General features: G+C 66.9%; 12 protein-coding genes. 5 read left to right on the top strand and 7 right to left on the bottom strand.

The window, feature by feature from the left end:
• Positions 1-7: 7 nt before the first annotated feature.
• Positions 8-1,927 (top strand): type II secretion system protein GspD, encoded by a 1,920-nt coding sequence (locus tag Mal64_RS11925; protein WP_146400396.1) that lies wholly within the window; start codon positions 8-10, stop codon positions 1,925-1,927.
• Between the two features lie 55 nt (positions 1,928-1,982).
• Positions 1,983-2,159 carry a hypothetical protein gene (locus Mal64_RS19835; RefSeq protein WP_197525688.1) on the top strand — a complete coding sequence of 59 codons (177 nt, stop codon included), beginning with the start codon at positions 1,983-1,985 and terminating at the stop codon, positions 2,157-2,159.
• Here Mal64_RS19835 and Mal64_RS11930 read toward each other — a convergent pair.
• From Mal64_RS11930 to glgC, 4 genes are all read right to left on the bottom strand, one after another.
• Positions 2,137-3,099 carry a hypothetical protein gene (locus tag Mal64_RS11930; protein ID WP_146400398.1) on the bottom strand — a complete coding sequence of 321 codons (963 nt, stop codon included), beginning with the start codon at positions 3,097-3,099 and terminating at the stop codon, positions 2,137-2,139. The genes Mal64_RS19835 and Mal64_RS11930 overlap by 23 nt on opposite strands.
• 121 nt (positions 3,100-3,220) lie before the next feature.
• Entirely contained in the window at positions 3,221-3,970 is a 750-nt protein-coding gene (locus Mal64_RS11935) for a 3-keto-disaccharide hydrolase (protein ID WP_146400400.1), read from the bottom strand.
• A 112-nt stretch (positions 3,971-4,082) separates the two neighbouring features.
• On the bottom strand, positions 4,083-5,291 hold the full coding sequence (locus Mal64_RS11940; RefSeq protein ID WP_197525689.1) for a DUF481 domain-containing protein: 1,209 nt from the start codon (positions 5,289-5,291) through the stop codon (positions 4,083-4,085).
• A gap of 160 nt (positions 5,292-5,451) precedes the next feature.
• Positions 5,452-6,693 (bottom strand): glucose-1-phosphate adenylyltransferase, encoded by a 1,242-nt coding sequence (glgC, locus tag Mal64_RS11945; RefSeq protein ID WP_146400404.1) that lies wholly within the window; start codon positions 6,691-6,693, stop codon positions 5,452-5,454.
• A 475-nt stretch (positions 6,694-7,168) separates the two neighbouring features.
• On the opposite strand from glgC, the gene Mal64_RS11950 reads away from it, so the two are divergent.
• The gene (locus tag Mal64_RS11950; RefSeq protein WP_146400406.1) at positions 7,169-7,447 is read left to right on the top strand and encodes a hypothetical protein; all 279 of its coding nucleotides are present in this window, start codon (positions 7,169-7,171) and stop codon (positions 7,445-7,447) included.
• Here Mal64_RS11950 and Mal64_RS11955 read toward each other — a convergent pair.
• Positions 7,429-8,541, bottom strand: coding sequence for a glycosyltransferase (locus tag Mal64_RS11955; protein ID WP_146400408.1), 1,113 nt, complete (start codon positions 8,539-8,541; stop codon positions 7,429-7,431). The two genes, Mal64_RS11950 and Mal64_RS11955, sit on opposite strands and share 19 nt — an antisense overlap.
• Before the next feature lie 52 nt (positions 8,542-8,593).
• Positions 8,594-9,100, bottom strand: a complete 507-nt coding sequence (locus Mal64_RS11960) for a superoxide dismutase, Ni (protein WP_231993690.1) — start codon at positions 9,098-9,100, stop codon at positions 8,594-8,596.
• A gap of 574 nt (positions 9,101-9,674) precedes the next feature.
• On the opposite strand from Mal64_RS11960, the gene Mal64_RS11965 reads away from it, so the two are divergent.
• Complete coding sequence (locus Mal64_RS11965; protein ID WP_146400410.1) at positions 9,675-10,109, top strand: hypothetical protein; 435 nt, start codon at positions 9,675-9,677, stop codon at positions 10,107-10,109.
• Positions 10,110-10,132: 23 nt separating this feature from the next.
• On the opposite strand, the gene Mal64_RS11970 is transcribed toward Mal64_RS11965, so the two are convergent.
• The gene (locus tag Mal64_RS11970; protein ID WP_146400412.1) at positions 10,133-11,371 is read right to left on the bottom strand and encodes a BaiN/RdsA family NAD(P)/FAD-dependent oxidoreductase; all 1,239 of its coding nucleotides are present in this window, start codon (positions 11,369-11,371) and stop codon (positions 10,133-10,135) included.
• 169 nt (positions 11,372-11,540) lie between these two features.
• Between Mal64_RS11970 and Mal64_RS11975 the strand changes: the two genes are divergently transcribed.
• Positions 11,541-13,220: a hypothetical protein gene (locus Mal64_RS11975; RefSeq protein WP_146400414.1), complete on the top strand. Its 1,680-nt coding sequence runs from the start codon at positions 11,541-11,543 to the stop codon at positions 13,218-13,220.
• The last annotated feature ends 20 nt before the right edge of the window (positions 13,221-13,240 follow it).

The following is a 13,240-nucleotide window of genomic DNA, read 5'->3' on the forward strand; positions in this document are numbered from 1 at the left end:
AATCCGCTTGGCCAATCCCACCCGATCGAGCACGCCGACGCCCCCCCGAGGGCGCCGTGTCACACGCCGCTTAAGCGTGCGGATCGGGACGCTGTGCGCGCTGGTGGCGATCGCGGCGAGCATTCTCGGCGGGCCGGCGTTCGGCCAATCGACCCTTCAGCTCAGCCCCCCGGGCCAACCCGCGCTGGACCTACCCGGGGCCAGCCCCCAGAGCCCGAGTCCCCAGAGCCCGAGCCCCACGGCCATCAACGTGGTCCAGCGGCTGCTCGAGCTCGGCGGCGTTGGCGCTCCTGACCAGCTGCCCGCGCCGGGCCCCACCGGGCCGAACTCGGCCAACGCCCGCACGCCCTCGGACCAGAGCGAAGCGGTCCCCACCACGCCGCCGAACAACGATGTGAAGCTCAGCGAGCAAGACGGCATGATCTCGCTCGTGATGCGCAACGGCTCGCTCCGTCACGCCGTGGCCCTGGTGGCCGAGACGCAGGGGCTCAACCTCGTGTTCGCGGGATCCTCGGACACGGCCGTGACCGCCTCGTTCGATCGCACGCCGTGGCGTGACGTGCTCGACACGCTGATCACCACTTCGGGCCACGCCTGGATGAGCCGCGGCGATATCCTGATCGTCACCTCGATGGAAGACGCCGCCCAGATCGCCCCCCACGCCGAGGGCCGGCAGGTGATCGTCTACGAGCTCGACTACATCCGCGCGACCGACGTGGAGACCGCTGTCAGCGGGTTGCTCTCGCCGGCCGGCAGCTCGTGGATCACCCAAAGCATGCCGGACGACAACCGCGCGAGCCGCGAATCGATCGCCGTGGTCGACTACGCCGGCAATCACCAGCGGATCGCCGAGTACTTGTCGCAGGCCGATGTGCCGCCGCGCCAAGTGATGCTCGAGGTGCAAATCCTCGAGGTCGAACTCTCGGAAGACGACAAGCACGGCGTGAACTTCCAGAACATGGCGAGCTGGGCGTCGGCCAACGTGACGGCGGGGACCACCGGCCTGATGACCGAGTCCGCCTCGTCGGCCAGCCCGATCAATTCCACCTCGAACCCGACGTTCTTCGTTGATATCAACGGCGCCGGCCTGGACGCGATCATCACGGCGATCAAGCAGACGGCCGACACCAAAACGCTCGCCTCGCCGAGGCTGCACGCCCTGAGCGGTCAGGAAGAGCGGATCCACATCGGCCAGCGGCTCGGCTACAACCTGACCGGCCAAGCGATCAACGGCACGACCCAGCCGAACACCGAGTTCTTGGAGGTCGGCGTCACGCTCACCGTCACCCCTCGCATCACGCAGGACGGCCAGGTCATGATGCGAGTGAAGCCCGAGGTCTCGACCGGCGCGATCAACCTGCTGACCAACGCCCCCGACGAGGACACGACGGAAGTCGAAACCGACCTGCTCGTCAGTGACGGCCAGGGGGTCCTCATCGGCGGTCTGATCCAAGAAACCGACGAGAACCGCCAGTCGAAGGTGCCGTGGCTGGGCGACATGCCCTACGTCGGCGGCCTGTTCCAGCGACGCGAGACCGTGCTCCGGCGCCGCGAGATCATCGTCTCGCTCGTGCCGCACATCTTGCCGATGCCGGCTCACATCCAGCAACGCTACGACTTCGACGTGATGCGATCGCGCGAGCCGCTCACGCAGGGCGCCATCTGCAAGTACCCGCGGCCGTACGAGCCGAGCATGCCGGACCGAGCGCGCCACTGGCGCCGCGACGGCGAGATCAAGCTCGCCAGCCGGCAAGAGCTCACACGCTTGCCGCCGGTCGCGTGCAGCGAGTCGTACGAGCCGCCCGTTTTCGACGAGCCACAGCGGCTGCCCGAGATGGCCCCCCCCGCCTCGTTCTCTCCCTCGCTCGAGACGCCGGCGATGTTCCAGCCGAGCAACGAGCGAGCGACGCTCCCCAGCGTCCGTTAGGACACGTCGACCCAGAGCGAAGGATCGCCCGCCACACCGCAAGCGAGCCCACGCGATGGTCAATCGAATCGAGGTCCCCGACGATTTGCTCTACCTGGTCGAGAAGCGCAGCGGCGAAGAACGCCGCCGCGAAAAGGAGGCCGATCCGCCGGCCGAAGCCCCCCCCGAGGACGAAGCCCCCGCGCCGCCAAGCGGCCAGGAGCGTCGGTTCAGAACGCGGCGATCGGAGTGACGCCGGGCGCCCACGCGGCGCCCCAACCACCGGCGCCCCAACCGGAAGCGTGGAAACGCGAGTCGCCCGCTCGCCGGGCGGGCCTGGGGCCGGTGGTTTCCCAGCGGCCGTAGCGGTCGCCTGTCTCTTGCTCCAGCAGGTCGCGAAGCGGGCCGATCGATCGGAGCGGCGCGGCCGAACTCGCGGCGAAGCTCCCCTCGCCCCACAGTCCGAGGTCGACGCTCAGCAGCCCGACGCTCGGCAGCGAGGCGTCGCGGTCGTGCGAACCACGCCGCCACGGCAGCCGGAACCACGCCACGCCGCCCCCGTCGCAGGGCGACCAGTCGGCCGCGGCGAAATTGAGCGACCAGCTCTCCACATCACGCCACCGCCAGCGTTGCTCGCCCAGACGGCGCACGCGGGCGCGGAGCGAAGCCCGCAACGAGCCACGCTCAGCAACGGGCAGACCACGCGAGCCACGCAGCGCCACGCCCACCTCGTAGCCGTCCGGTTCGACATCGCGATCGAGGTTCACGAGGCGCACGGCAACGATCTCGGCTCCGACCGGCCGGTCGCTCGCGCGGTAGTAAGTTTTGTGCGATCGGGCGGCCGCAGCGGGGGGCGAGTCGCCGGCGGGTAACTCGTAAACCGACTTCGGTCCCTCGGTCGCGTGGGCGGCGGCGTCGCCGCGGACCCCGTCGAGGTCGACCGCCTGGCCGTCGCGGCTGAGCCGCGTGACCTCGTCCCAGCTGTACGAGGTGGCGATCACGATCCCCTCGCTCTCACGTCGCAGCCAGAGCCGCGCGGCGTCGGTGCGGTCGTCGAGCTCGCCCCGGGCCACGAGGCCCGAGTCGGTGGTGAGCGACCATTCCTCGGCAGAAGCCGCGAACGGAGCCGAAAGGGCGATCAGCAGGGCGGTGGCGGCGAAGCGGGTGGCGTTCTTTTGCTGGCGGATGTTCATCCCTCCAGCATGATCAGAGCGCGGCGCCTCGCAAAAAAATCGCCGGTCAGCCGCCGCCTACGAGACGCCCCGGGTGGGGTGACGCGGGTTATGCGGATCGCAAGCCGTCACTCGCCGGGGGCTACTCGGCGGCTTTGATGCGCAGGTTCCGCCAGCGGACCGTTTTGCCCACCAGTTCCGGGTTGCCGCCGATCGAGTGGACCTGCAGCGCGATGAAGCCCGAGGCGGTCATGCCGTCGGTGAGGTCGGCCGCGGGAACGCCGTTGATCCAGGTGCGGAGGTGGTCGCCCTCGGCCTCAATGCGGTAGTGGTTCCAGCCGGTCGGGTCGAACGCCGCACGGGCCTCGGCGTGCTCGTCGCCCTCGAGCTTGGCGAGCCAGCCGCGGCGGGCCTCGTCGTAGATGCCCGCCGACCAGGCGCGCTCCGACGGGTCGATCTCGACCTGGTAGCCGTGGACCCGGCCGGCCGGGATGCGCATCGACTTTTCCTCACCGTCGTTGCCGGCGACCGTGACCGTCTGCGGCTCGTCGAAGCACTCGCTGCGGATCTGCACGCCGGAGTTGAGAGGCGGCTCAACCTTGACGTCAAACTCCAACACGAAGTCGTCGTACTGGCGGTCGGAGCAGAGAAAGGTGTTGGGGGTGTGCGGCTTGCTAACGCCAACGATCGCGTCGCCCTCGACGTGGTAGCTCGCCTCTCCGCCGCGCCTGGTCCAGCCCTCGAACGTCCCCCCCTCGCCCTCCTCGTGCGGGGTGTAGTCGCCCACCGAGATCAGCGGCGCGAAGCCGTCGTTGTCTTGCGCAAGACAGGCGGTGGTCGCAGAGAGAAGAAGGCCGAAGGCGGCGCAGAGAATCGCGGCGGTGCGGGGCATGGCTAGTGGGGGCCTGAAGGGGGACAAGAATGCGGGATCAGCTTCGAACCCCCATCTTACCCCAAGCAGCCACGGATTTCCGTAGGCTGCCTCGCACATCCGTCGCCAACTCTCACAGCTTCCAGAGCAGGAGCACCGAGTAATTGAGATTGTGCGGGTGGACACCGTCCGGCTCGCTGTCGTACCGGTCGGTAGCCGAGATCTTGAGGCTCACGTTCGACGGCACGGTGAGCTCGATCTCCATGCCGATGTCGGAGATCACACGGTACGCCCCGAAGTCCTCGAGCTCGGGAAAGTAGTCGACCTTGGCGTAGAACTTTTCCGTCTCGGTCAACTTCTGGTTGTAATCGAAACCGAAGTTCGCTTCCGGGACCCACGCGTTGTCGAGGCCGCCCACCTCGCGCGAGGCGCCGGCGCCGATGCGCGTGGATAGTTCGACCCAGTCTTCGTCGAGCAACTGGTAGCCGAGACCGGTGTTCAGGTTGAAGTTCAGGTCGAACGTTTGGAACTCATCGTAGAACGTTTGCGACATCGCGAAGATGCTCCACGGCGACGCGTCGGAGAACATCCAGTCGTAACGCATGTCCAGCAACGCGTTGCTCTGCGTCTCGACGCCGTTCGACGTGGTTTTGTTGTAGTAGAGGCTCGAGTTGAGCTTGTAGTCGTCGCCCTTGCGTTTGACGTAGCCGCCCGTGCGGATGCTGAGCGATTCGCTCGTGCCGCTCGAGCCGTTCAGGCCGATCTCGTAGCCGGAGTCCCAGGGCGTTGGCCCGAACCAATAGGTCGGCGAGTACCACTGGACCTCTTGGGCCGGCTCGGCGATGGCGGTCGATTCGGGCGTCTCGTCGGCCGGTTCGGCCGCTTCAGAAACTACGGGCGTTTCCACCACGCTGACGGTCACGCTCGCTTCGGCCGGCGCCTCGGGATCGCTGGGCCCGGCTACCGGGACGAGCTCGACCGGGGGGGCCGTGGGGATCGTTTCCGACGCCCACGGCGCAGCGGGAGGGGCGAACAACGTGGGTGCGGCGGCCGGTGGAGCAGGCGGTGGAGTGGCTTGCCCCATCGCCACGTAGGCGGCCGCGCCGCTCGCCGTATCCGTGTAAGGGGTCGCGCGGTAGCCGGTCTCGGGGTACGCGCTGGCAGGCGGCTGGTCTGCTAGCTGCGGCTGATAAGCAACCGGTGTGACCGCCTGCTCCGCTGGCAATTCTGCAAGCAACTGCGCGTAGGGATTCTGGGCGTTCGCGGCGCTCGGCCACGACACCGCCAACACGAGCAGCGTGACGGCGATGGAGTTATTGCGTGTTGGGTGTTGAGACTGCATCGCTCGGTGGATTGGGGCCATCGTGCCAGCGACGCCGGCGCAAGCACTCCCAGGGGAGCGCAGCCGGGCGCGGCGGGCTAAGTACCAAATCACCAGCGGCACGACAAGACGGATGCGAGACCGAGCGATTTGCAGCCATCGCACGCCCGGAGCCGGCGGCCTACGAGATCGGCAGCACGCCGTCGCCCTTGGCGATCACCACGATGCCGTTCTCCGTGACCGTGAAGCCACGGGCTCGGTCGGCGTCGTGGTCGTAGCCGATCTCCACGCCTTCGGGGATCTCGACGTCTTTGTCGATGATCGCGCGGCGGATCTTCGAGCGGCGGCCGATGTTCACGCGCGAGAACAAGATCGACTCCTCGACCGAGGCGTAGCTGTTCACCCGGGCGCCGTGGCCGATGACGCACTTGACGGCCTTGCCGCCCGAGAGGATGGCGCCGCTCGAGACGATGCTGTCGACCGCCTCACCGCGACGCGGGCCCGCCTCGCCCTGGTCGTTGTCGAACACGAACTTGGCGGGCGGCAGGTTCGGCTGGAAGGAACGGACCGGCCAGTGGTCGTCGTAGAGGTTCAGCTGCGGTTCGACGTTGGTGAGCTCGAGGTTCGCCTCGTAGTAGGCGTCGATCGTGCCGACGTCGCGCCAGTAGGCGTCGCTCTTGCCGTTCTCGTCCTTGAACGGGAACGCCATCACTTTGCGGTCGGCGATGTTCGCCGGGATGATGTTCTTGCCGAAGTCGTGCGCCGAATCGGGCAGCGCGGCGTCCTTGCAGAGCTCGTCGAACAAGAAGTGGGAGTTGAAGACGTAGATGCCCATCGACGCGAGGCAGTGGTCGGGGTCGCCGGGCGCCGGCTCGGGGTTGGCCGGCTTCTCCTGGAACCCGACGATGCGGTTCGACTTGTCGACCTGCATCACGCCGAACTGGGTGGCCTCCTCCTTCGTGACGCGCAGGGCGCCGATCGTCAGGTCGGCCCCGCTCGCCTCGTGCGCGGCGACCATCTTCTCGTAGTCCATCTTGTAGATGTGATCGCCGGCGAGGATCACCACGTGCTTGGGACGCTCTTTCTCGAGCGTGTAGATGTTCTGGTAAACGGCGTCGGCGGTGCCCTGGTACCACTTCTCGTCGATCCGCTGCTGCGGCGGCACGACGTCGACAAACTCGCCCAGCTCGCGGCAGAAGTAGCCTCGCCAGCCGAGCGTGATGTGCCGGTCGAGGCTCATCGCTTTGTACTGCGTGAGCAGCAGCACACGCCGGATGCCGCTGTTCAGGCAGTTGGACAGCGTGAAATCGATAATCCGGTAGCCGCCGCCAAACGGCACGGCCGGCTTGGCCCGGTCACGGGTGAGCGGCTCGAGTCTCGAGCCTTTACCACCGGCGAGCACCACAGCAAGAACGTCCTTCATGGCCGTCGCATCCCCTCAGATCCGTCGAAAAGGCGCCCCCCCATAGGTGTTAATACTCAGGGAAGAGCGTGCAAGAAAAAGAGCCTCTTGGCAGGCGATGGGTTCGATTCTATCGGTTCTCGCCGCCGACGGACAGACGGCTCGCGCCGCGCCGTTTCGGCGCAATCGGTTGGCGGGGCGTTGGTTGCGCCACGGCCAGCCGCGCCGAGGCGTTCGGCCTCCCCAGGCCTTGTGGCTACGCCCCCTAGCCGAGCGGCGCAGGGGTCACGATTTATTCGCATGATCCTCACACGATCCTCACGTTCGCTGTTGATACTCGCTCGCGTTGAAACAACACCAAGCGGACAGGGGATCGGCGCCGGCACAACCCATGTCGCTTTCAACCTGCCATTCGGCGCCGATCCCTTTTCGCACAATTCGACCGTCGACCGCAGCTCACGAAAGCGTTCCGCACTCCGGGAGGATCCGAAGCACCGTGCAAGCAACCGACAACCAAATCGACCTCGACGACTCCAGGGTCGTTGAGGAAGCGTACAACGCGGGCGAGTCTCGCCGCATTGACTATCTCCCTTCCCCCGGCGAAATCGCCCACGCCTGCGCGTCGATCCGTTCGGGATGGACCGGCAGCGAGCGCCGCCGGCGGTTCATCGGCAAGGACCTGCCGGACGACCCGAACGCGGCCTGGGCGCCGCCCGTGGTCGACACCTCGTATTTCCGCTTGGCCAGCGCACGTCGCTACGAAACGGCGAGCTGAGCCCCGCGGGGCCGACTCGCCGAGAGCAGCTCGGCCAGCGATTGGAGCGCCGCAACAGGCTCTCCGCCCGACGGCGCCGCGATCGCCTCGGGGGGGTGCTCCCACAACCGCAGCGTCGCCTTGCAGCGCGCGGTGCGGTCGTCGGGCGCGACCCGCACGAGCCCCGGCGGCGGCGGCTGCTCGGCCGCGCTGATTAGGGCGTTCGATCCGGGGCTCGCCACGACGGGAGTCCCGGCAGCGAGCGACTCGAGCACGGGCGTGGGCTGCGCCCGGCGCCGGGCGCACCACAGCATGTCGCAAGCGCTGAGCAGGGCGGGCCAGTCGTCGCGCGGACCGACGAACACTATTTCGTCGGCCACGCGCAGCTGATGGGCGAAACGCCGCAACGCGCCGAGCTGCGGCCCGGCGCCAACGACCAGCAGCCGCACCTCGCTGGTGAGCCGCAGCAGGTCGATCGCCCACAGCAGCTCCTTGAGCCGCTTGCCCGGTTTCAACGGTCCGACCGCGGCGATCCATTTCGTCTCGGCGGGCGCGCCCAACTCTTCGGCGAACGCGTTGCGTCGTGTTCGCTTCTGCTCGACCGTGGCGCCCGGCGCCGCCACGGTGTCGGCGTGCAGAACGACCCGCGACGGCTCGGAAGAGAGCTCCCGCCAGGCGGCGACGACAGCCTCCTCGGGCGTCACGACGGCGTCGGCCGCCCCGGCTATCCGCGCGGCTGTGCGGGCTCGACGCCACGAGGCTCGGCCGGGGCCGCCGCGTGCGCAATGGACAACCCGACGCACTCCCGCCCCGCGTGCGGCTCGCAGGCCGTAGCGTCCGGCGTCGAGGTCCCAGGTAACCACCGCGTCGGGCCGCCCGCAGCGCGTTGACAGGAGCAACCGGGTGTAGGCGATCGGGTCCGACCCGAACCGCTGGCCAGCCAGCTCCACGGCGACGCCACGGCTAGCAAGCCGATCGGCGACCGGTCCCAACCCACGCAGCGCCACGACACGCGACTCCCAACCGGCCGCGGCGAGCGCTTCCGTTTGCCGTTCGAGTTGGGTCGTCGCGCCGCTGTACGCCAATCGCGTAACGACGTGGAGCACTTTGGGCATCGGCGTGGCGCCTCCCTGCGGACACCCCCTCCCCCGTAGAGGAGGGATGAGGTTAAGCCGCCTTCGCTTTGACGGGCGCCTCGACGTGGCTGAAGTTGGGCTCGCGGCCCTCGTACGCACGGTACAGGTCGAGGATCGCCTTCTTGAGCGTCTCGGCCGACGCCGGCTCGGCCGACTGCTTGGTCTTCATCGCCGCCACGATCACCGCGTGCGCCGCCTTGAGCTTCTTGCCGTACTCCGGGTCGTCCGCCTTGATCCGCTGCGCCATGAAGTACTGGGCGATGATCTCTTGGACGTTGCTCGCGTGGTCCTCTTTGGTCGAGACCCAGCGGGCCAGCTGGTTGTGGCCGTTCGCGTCGTGCGTGCCGGAGAGCTCGCCGATTTGGGCGATCGCCTTGGTGATCGTCTCGGTGTCTTCGAGCATTTCCTGGAAACGCCGCTCGTCGCCGTAGATGCCGCAAGGCACCTGGCAGTGGGCCGTGGCTTGGCGGGCGGCCGCGGACATCGAGGAGGCCGCCAACACGAAGAGAGCGATACGCATCGCGTTTTGGGTGGTCATCTTGCTGCCGTTACTGGTTAGGAGGTAGTCGGATTGAACGACGCCGGGACAAGCGGACGTCACGCGCGACATCTGACGAATGTAGACGAGCCGCCTCTGAGCGGCAAACTGGGCAGGGGCCGCCAACCGGCGCCCCCTAGGAGGCGTAATCCCCCGCCCCAGAAGGGGGTGGGAGTGCGACCGTCCGCGAGATTCGGTCGATTGCCGTAAAGTTGCCTGAAAACGCATTGAATCCGCCCGTTCCCGGGGCGAACAATAACGCAGTCGCACCACGTAGGAACAACGTCCGTGGACGATTCGGCCCTCAACTTGCTTATCACCGGGCGAAGACGAACGCACCCATCGGATGCGAAGCTGCGTTGCGAAACAGCGACAGGCACACGGAACAAGCGGCGATCGGCGTCGCACCTAGCGGATCTCGCCACGGAAAGAACGCCTTTTAGAGGCGGCGTTCGGCGCGGTCTGCGTTTGAGACTGTCTAGCCATGTTATTGCTCAGCCCCATCACGCCCTTCCTACGGCGTGGCTCGCTTCGCGGCGGTCGCGCCAGTGACCCTCACTCTCCGCCTGCCAGTTTGTGGCGGTTCGCCAAATCGCCTCAGCAAGAGGCCCGGCTGGCCGGTTCGGCTGGCCACGGTATGGCGCTGGGTGGGGTCCGCTCGCCGACAACGTCCGCGCCGACGCTCCTGCCGGGAGACCTGCTGCGTGCCGCGGCGCGGCTCACAACGCTCGGCGTCTATCTGGCGCTGCTCGCCGCCGGGGCGGTGACTTTGGGTGGTTGGCTGCTGTCGGTCCTGGGCGTGGCGGGGGCGGCCGCTTCGATCGGCTGTTTGTTGTTGCTGAGTGGCTATTACGTCTCTTGGATCGACGAGTTGGTTGGCGTGGCGATCTCGACCGTTGGCCTGCTTCTGCTCGCCCCGTCGATCGCCTTGTGGAAACTCGCGCTGCTCGCCCTGCCGCCGATGCTCTTCTTGGCGAGCACGCTGCGGCGCCGCGGCGACTGCAAATAACACGGCCGCGGGGCTTGCCGCATTCACACGCTCTCGCCCGCCAGCGCGCCGGTGGCGAACGCGGCGGTGAAGTTGTAGCCGCCGATCGGGCCGTCGAGATCGAGCACCTCGCCGGCGAAGTGCAGCCCCGGCGCCAGTCGGCTCTCCAAGGTCTTGGGGTTCACCTCGGCGAGCGTCACGCCGCCGGCCGTCACCTCCGCCTTCTTAAAGCCGAGCGAGCCGCTCAGCGCGACCGGCGTCCGTTTGATCGCCTCGATCAGCCGCGATCGCTCCCCCTTGGCGAGCTCCGCCAGGTTGCGGTCGCGCGGCGTGCGGGCGTGGTCCAGCAGCGCCTCGGCGAGCCGCTTCGGCAGCCACTCCGACACGAGCCCCAGCACGCCGCGGCGCCCCTCGGCGGCGGCGTTATCGGCGATCTGATTCGTCAGGTCTTCTTCGCTGCTGGCGGGGAGGAAGTCGCACCGCAGCCGCCAGCCGCCCGCTTGGGGGCGCTCGGTCACGGCGCGGCTCACGTCCATCACGGCTGGCCCCGACAGGCCGAAGTGGGTGAACAGCAGCCCGCCGCGCCGCTCGGCGAGCGGCTTTTTTTGATCGTCGCAAACGACGCTCACGCGAACGTCGTCGAGCGTCACCCCTTTGAGCTCCGCGAGCCATGGCTCGGCCGAGGTGAGCGGCACGAGCGACGGCCGCGGCTGCACGATCGTGTGCCCGAAGTGGCGGGCCCAGGCGTAGCCGTCGCCCACCGTGCCGCACCCCGGGTAAGACTGCCCCCCGACGCAGATGATGAGCTTGTGCGTTCGCAGCTCTCGCCGGGCGGTCCGTACGACGAAGCCGTCGTCGCGGCGGTCGACTTCGAGCGCCGGCTCATCGAGCGCTAGCTCGGCGCCGCTGCGGGCGAGCATCGCGAGCAGCGTGCGCTGGACGTCGAGCGCGCGGTCGCTCACCGGAAAGACCTTGCCCGTGGCCTCGACCTTGGTGGCGAGCCCCTCGCCCTCGAACATCGCGACCAGCTCGTCCGGCCCCAACCGCCCGAGCGCGGGGTAGAGGAACCGCTTGCCGGCGCCAAACGCCTCGGCGATCTCGCGCCGGTCGCAACTCTGCGTGAGGTTGCAGCGTGTGCCGCCCGACATGAGGATCTTGACCCCCGCCTTGCGGTTCTTCTCCAGCAGCAGCGTGCGCCGGCCGCGCAGGGCCGACCGCTCGGCGGCCAGCAGGCCGGCGGCGCCGGCGCCTAGCACGATGGTGTCCCAGGGAGGGTCAGGCATCGGGGTATTCTGTCAGTATATGGTGGGACACGGAGGTGAGATCCAGTAGTATAGATCCATCTCATATGGGTAGTTTTCAAAGTATTAATCGAAGAATGCCGCCATAATGTCCCTTCGTCTGACACCCGCCATCGGCTCCTTGATCTGGTTCCTGTGCGCTGCGGTCGCCATGGCCGAATTCACCGTTAGCGGGGTGATCGATCCGCAAACCGCACCGACTAATCCTTGGTTTTGGGAACTCGATGAGACCTTGTGGGTCGGAGGCCGTGAGGACTTTTACTACTATAGCTACCCCAGCCCAGACCCGAGAGCGAGCGTGGTTGTGGATGGCGGTTCGCTGTTAGCCACCCGTAGCTTGATGATTGGCGCTGCCCCGGGCTGGATCGCCGAGATGACCATAACGGGCCACGGCACTAAGGTGGCGACCGAATGTTGTGGAAGCCGAAATGGCGATGTCGTTGTCGGTGGTGAGGGGAACGGTCGCTTGTTGGTGGATGATGGGGCTTGGTTGCATTTGAGCGACGGAGCCTCGCTGCAGGTTCACGACCGCGCCGAGATCCGCGGCGACACCACTTTGGTTACGCTCGACGGCGAGATCATCCTGTCGGGGCTCGGGACGGAGTTGGTTGTCTCAGACGGCGCCAAGGTTCGCTCGGTTGGCGGCAATTCTTCCAACCTCTCGATGTATGACTACAGCAGACTCACCATCACAGGCCAAAACTCCGTTCTGGAAGTCGATGGCGCTTTCGAGATCGGCTCCGAACACCAGTTACTCGTCGGGGCTGGCATCGCGATCGAAAATGGCGCTGCATTCTACTCTTACAGCAATAGCCCTTCGGTGATCCGGTATGGCTCGGAGCTATCGCTCGACGGCGGAACGGTCTTCAACCAACAAGATCTCACTCTCGCGGGAACGTTAAGCGGACACGGCTTGGTTACGGCTCACAAGAATTTCTTGCTGGAAGTCGGCCAAACAGGCCGCATCGAAGCTGGCGTCGATGAAACACTCGGGCTTGTGAAACGAGTGCATAACGAGGGGGCTGCTTTCGCCAAGGGAGGGGAGATCGCTTTCCACGACGAGTACACCGGCTACGAAGGCTCTGAAATCACTCTGCAGGAAGGCGCCGTCCGCTTCGACAAAGATCACCCAGCACGGCATGCCGGAGTGCTGGTCGCGCTGGCTGGTTTGAATCACGTGCATGGAGACTTCGAGAGCGAGGCGCCCGGCTCCGTTGTCGTAGCGAACGACGCGCTGCTCACTTTTCACAATGATCTCGTCAGCCGCGGTGAGGTTCGAGTAATGGGAGGGGGGGCATTGCTCGTGTACGGAGACGCCGAGTTTGAATCGGGAAACCTGTTCGCAACCGTCAACAGCAGCGATTCGCCAATCGTGGTGCTGGGCGACTTGAACATCCATGGGCAACTCAACGTTGGGCTTGGGATCGCGCTCGATGAAATCGAACCCGGATTGAGTTTCAAGCTTGCCGAGGCCGGCGGCATCACCGGCGCGTTCGACTCGCTCGACCTGCCAAACCTGCCCGGCACGCTCGCCCTCACGCCCGAGGTGACCGACACGAGCTTCGCGCTGCGGGTCGTCGACCTGGCGGTCGAGTTGCCGGGCGACTTCAACGGCGACGGCTCGGTCGACTCCGCCGACTTCACCGTTTGGCGGGACGGCCTCGAGCTGGGGCTCTACCACCAGCAGGACCACGCCGTGTGGGTCGAGAACTTCGGGATGACGTTCGCCTCGGTCAGCGCGGCTTCGGTCCCCGAGCCTTCGGCTTGCTTGATGCTGCTAGCGGCGACCGTCGGCTTGCCGCGGCGGCGTGCGTTAAGAGCGCACTCCTGATAGCCGTAGCGTTGTTTTCG

The sequence above is a fragment of the Pseudobythopirellula maris genome (assembly GCF_007859945.1).
Classification (GTDB): Bacteria; Planctomycetota; Planctomycetia; order Pirellulales; family Lacipirellulaceae; genus Pseudobythopirellula; species Pseudobythopirellula maris.

Bases quoted from the DNA above. Each gene is read 5' to 3' on its own strand.
- Mal64_RS19835 (WP_197525688.1), top strand. From the start codon at position 1,983: ATGGTCAATCGAATCGAGGTCCCCGACGATTTGCTCTACCTGGTCGAG.
- Mal64_RS11930 (WP_146400398.1), bottom strand. From the start codon at position 3,099: ATGAACATCCGCCAGCAAAAGAACGCCACCCGCTTCGCCGCCACCGCC.
- Mal64_RS11935 (WP_146400400.1), bottom strand. From the start codon at position 3,970: ATGCCCCGCACCGCCGCGATTCTCTGCGCCGCCTTCGGCCTTCTTCTC.
- Mal64_RS11940 (WP_197525689.1), bottom strand. From the start codon at position 5,291: ATGCAGTCTCAACACCCAACACGCAATAACTCCATCGCCGTCACGCTG.
- glgC (WP_146400404.1), bottom strand. From the start codon at position 6,693: ATGAAGGACGTTCTTGCTGTGGTGCTCGCCGGTGGTAAAGGCTCGAGA.
- Mal64_RS11955 (WP_146400408.1), bottom strand. From the start codon at position 8,541: ATGCCCAAAGTGCTCCACGTCGTTACGCGATTGGCGTACAGCGGCGCG.
- Mal64_RS11960 (WP_231993690.1), bottom strand. From the start codon at position 9,100: ATGACCACCCAAAACGCGATGCGTATCGCTCTCTTCGTGTTGGCGGCC.
- Mal64_RS11970 (WP_146400412.1), bottom strand. From the start codon at position 11,371: ATGCCTGACCCTCCCTGGGACACCATCGTGCTAGGCGCCGGCGCCGCC.
- Mal64_RS11975 (WP_146400414.1), top strand. From the start codon at position 11,541: ATGGCCGAATTCACCGTTAGCGGGGTGATCGATCCGCAAACCGCACCG.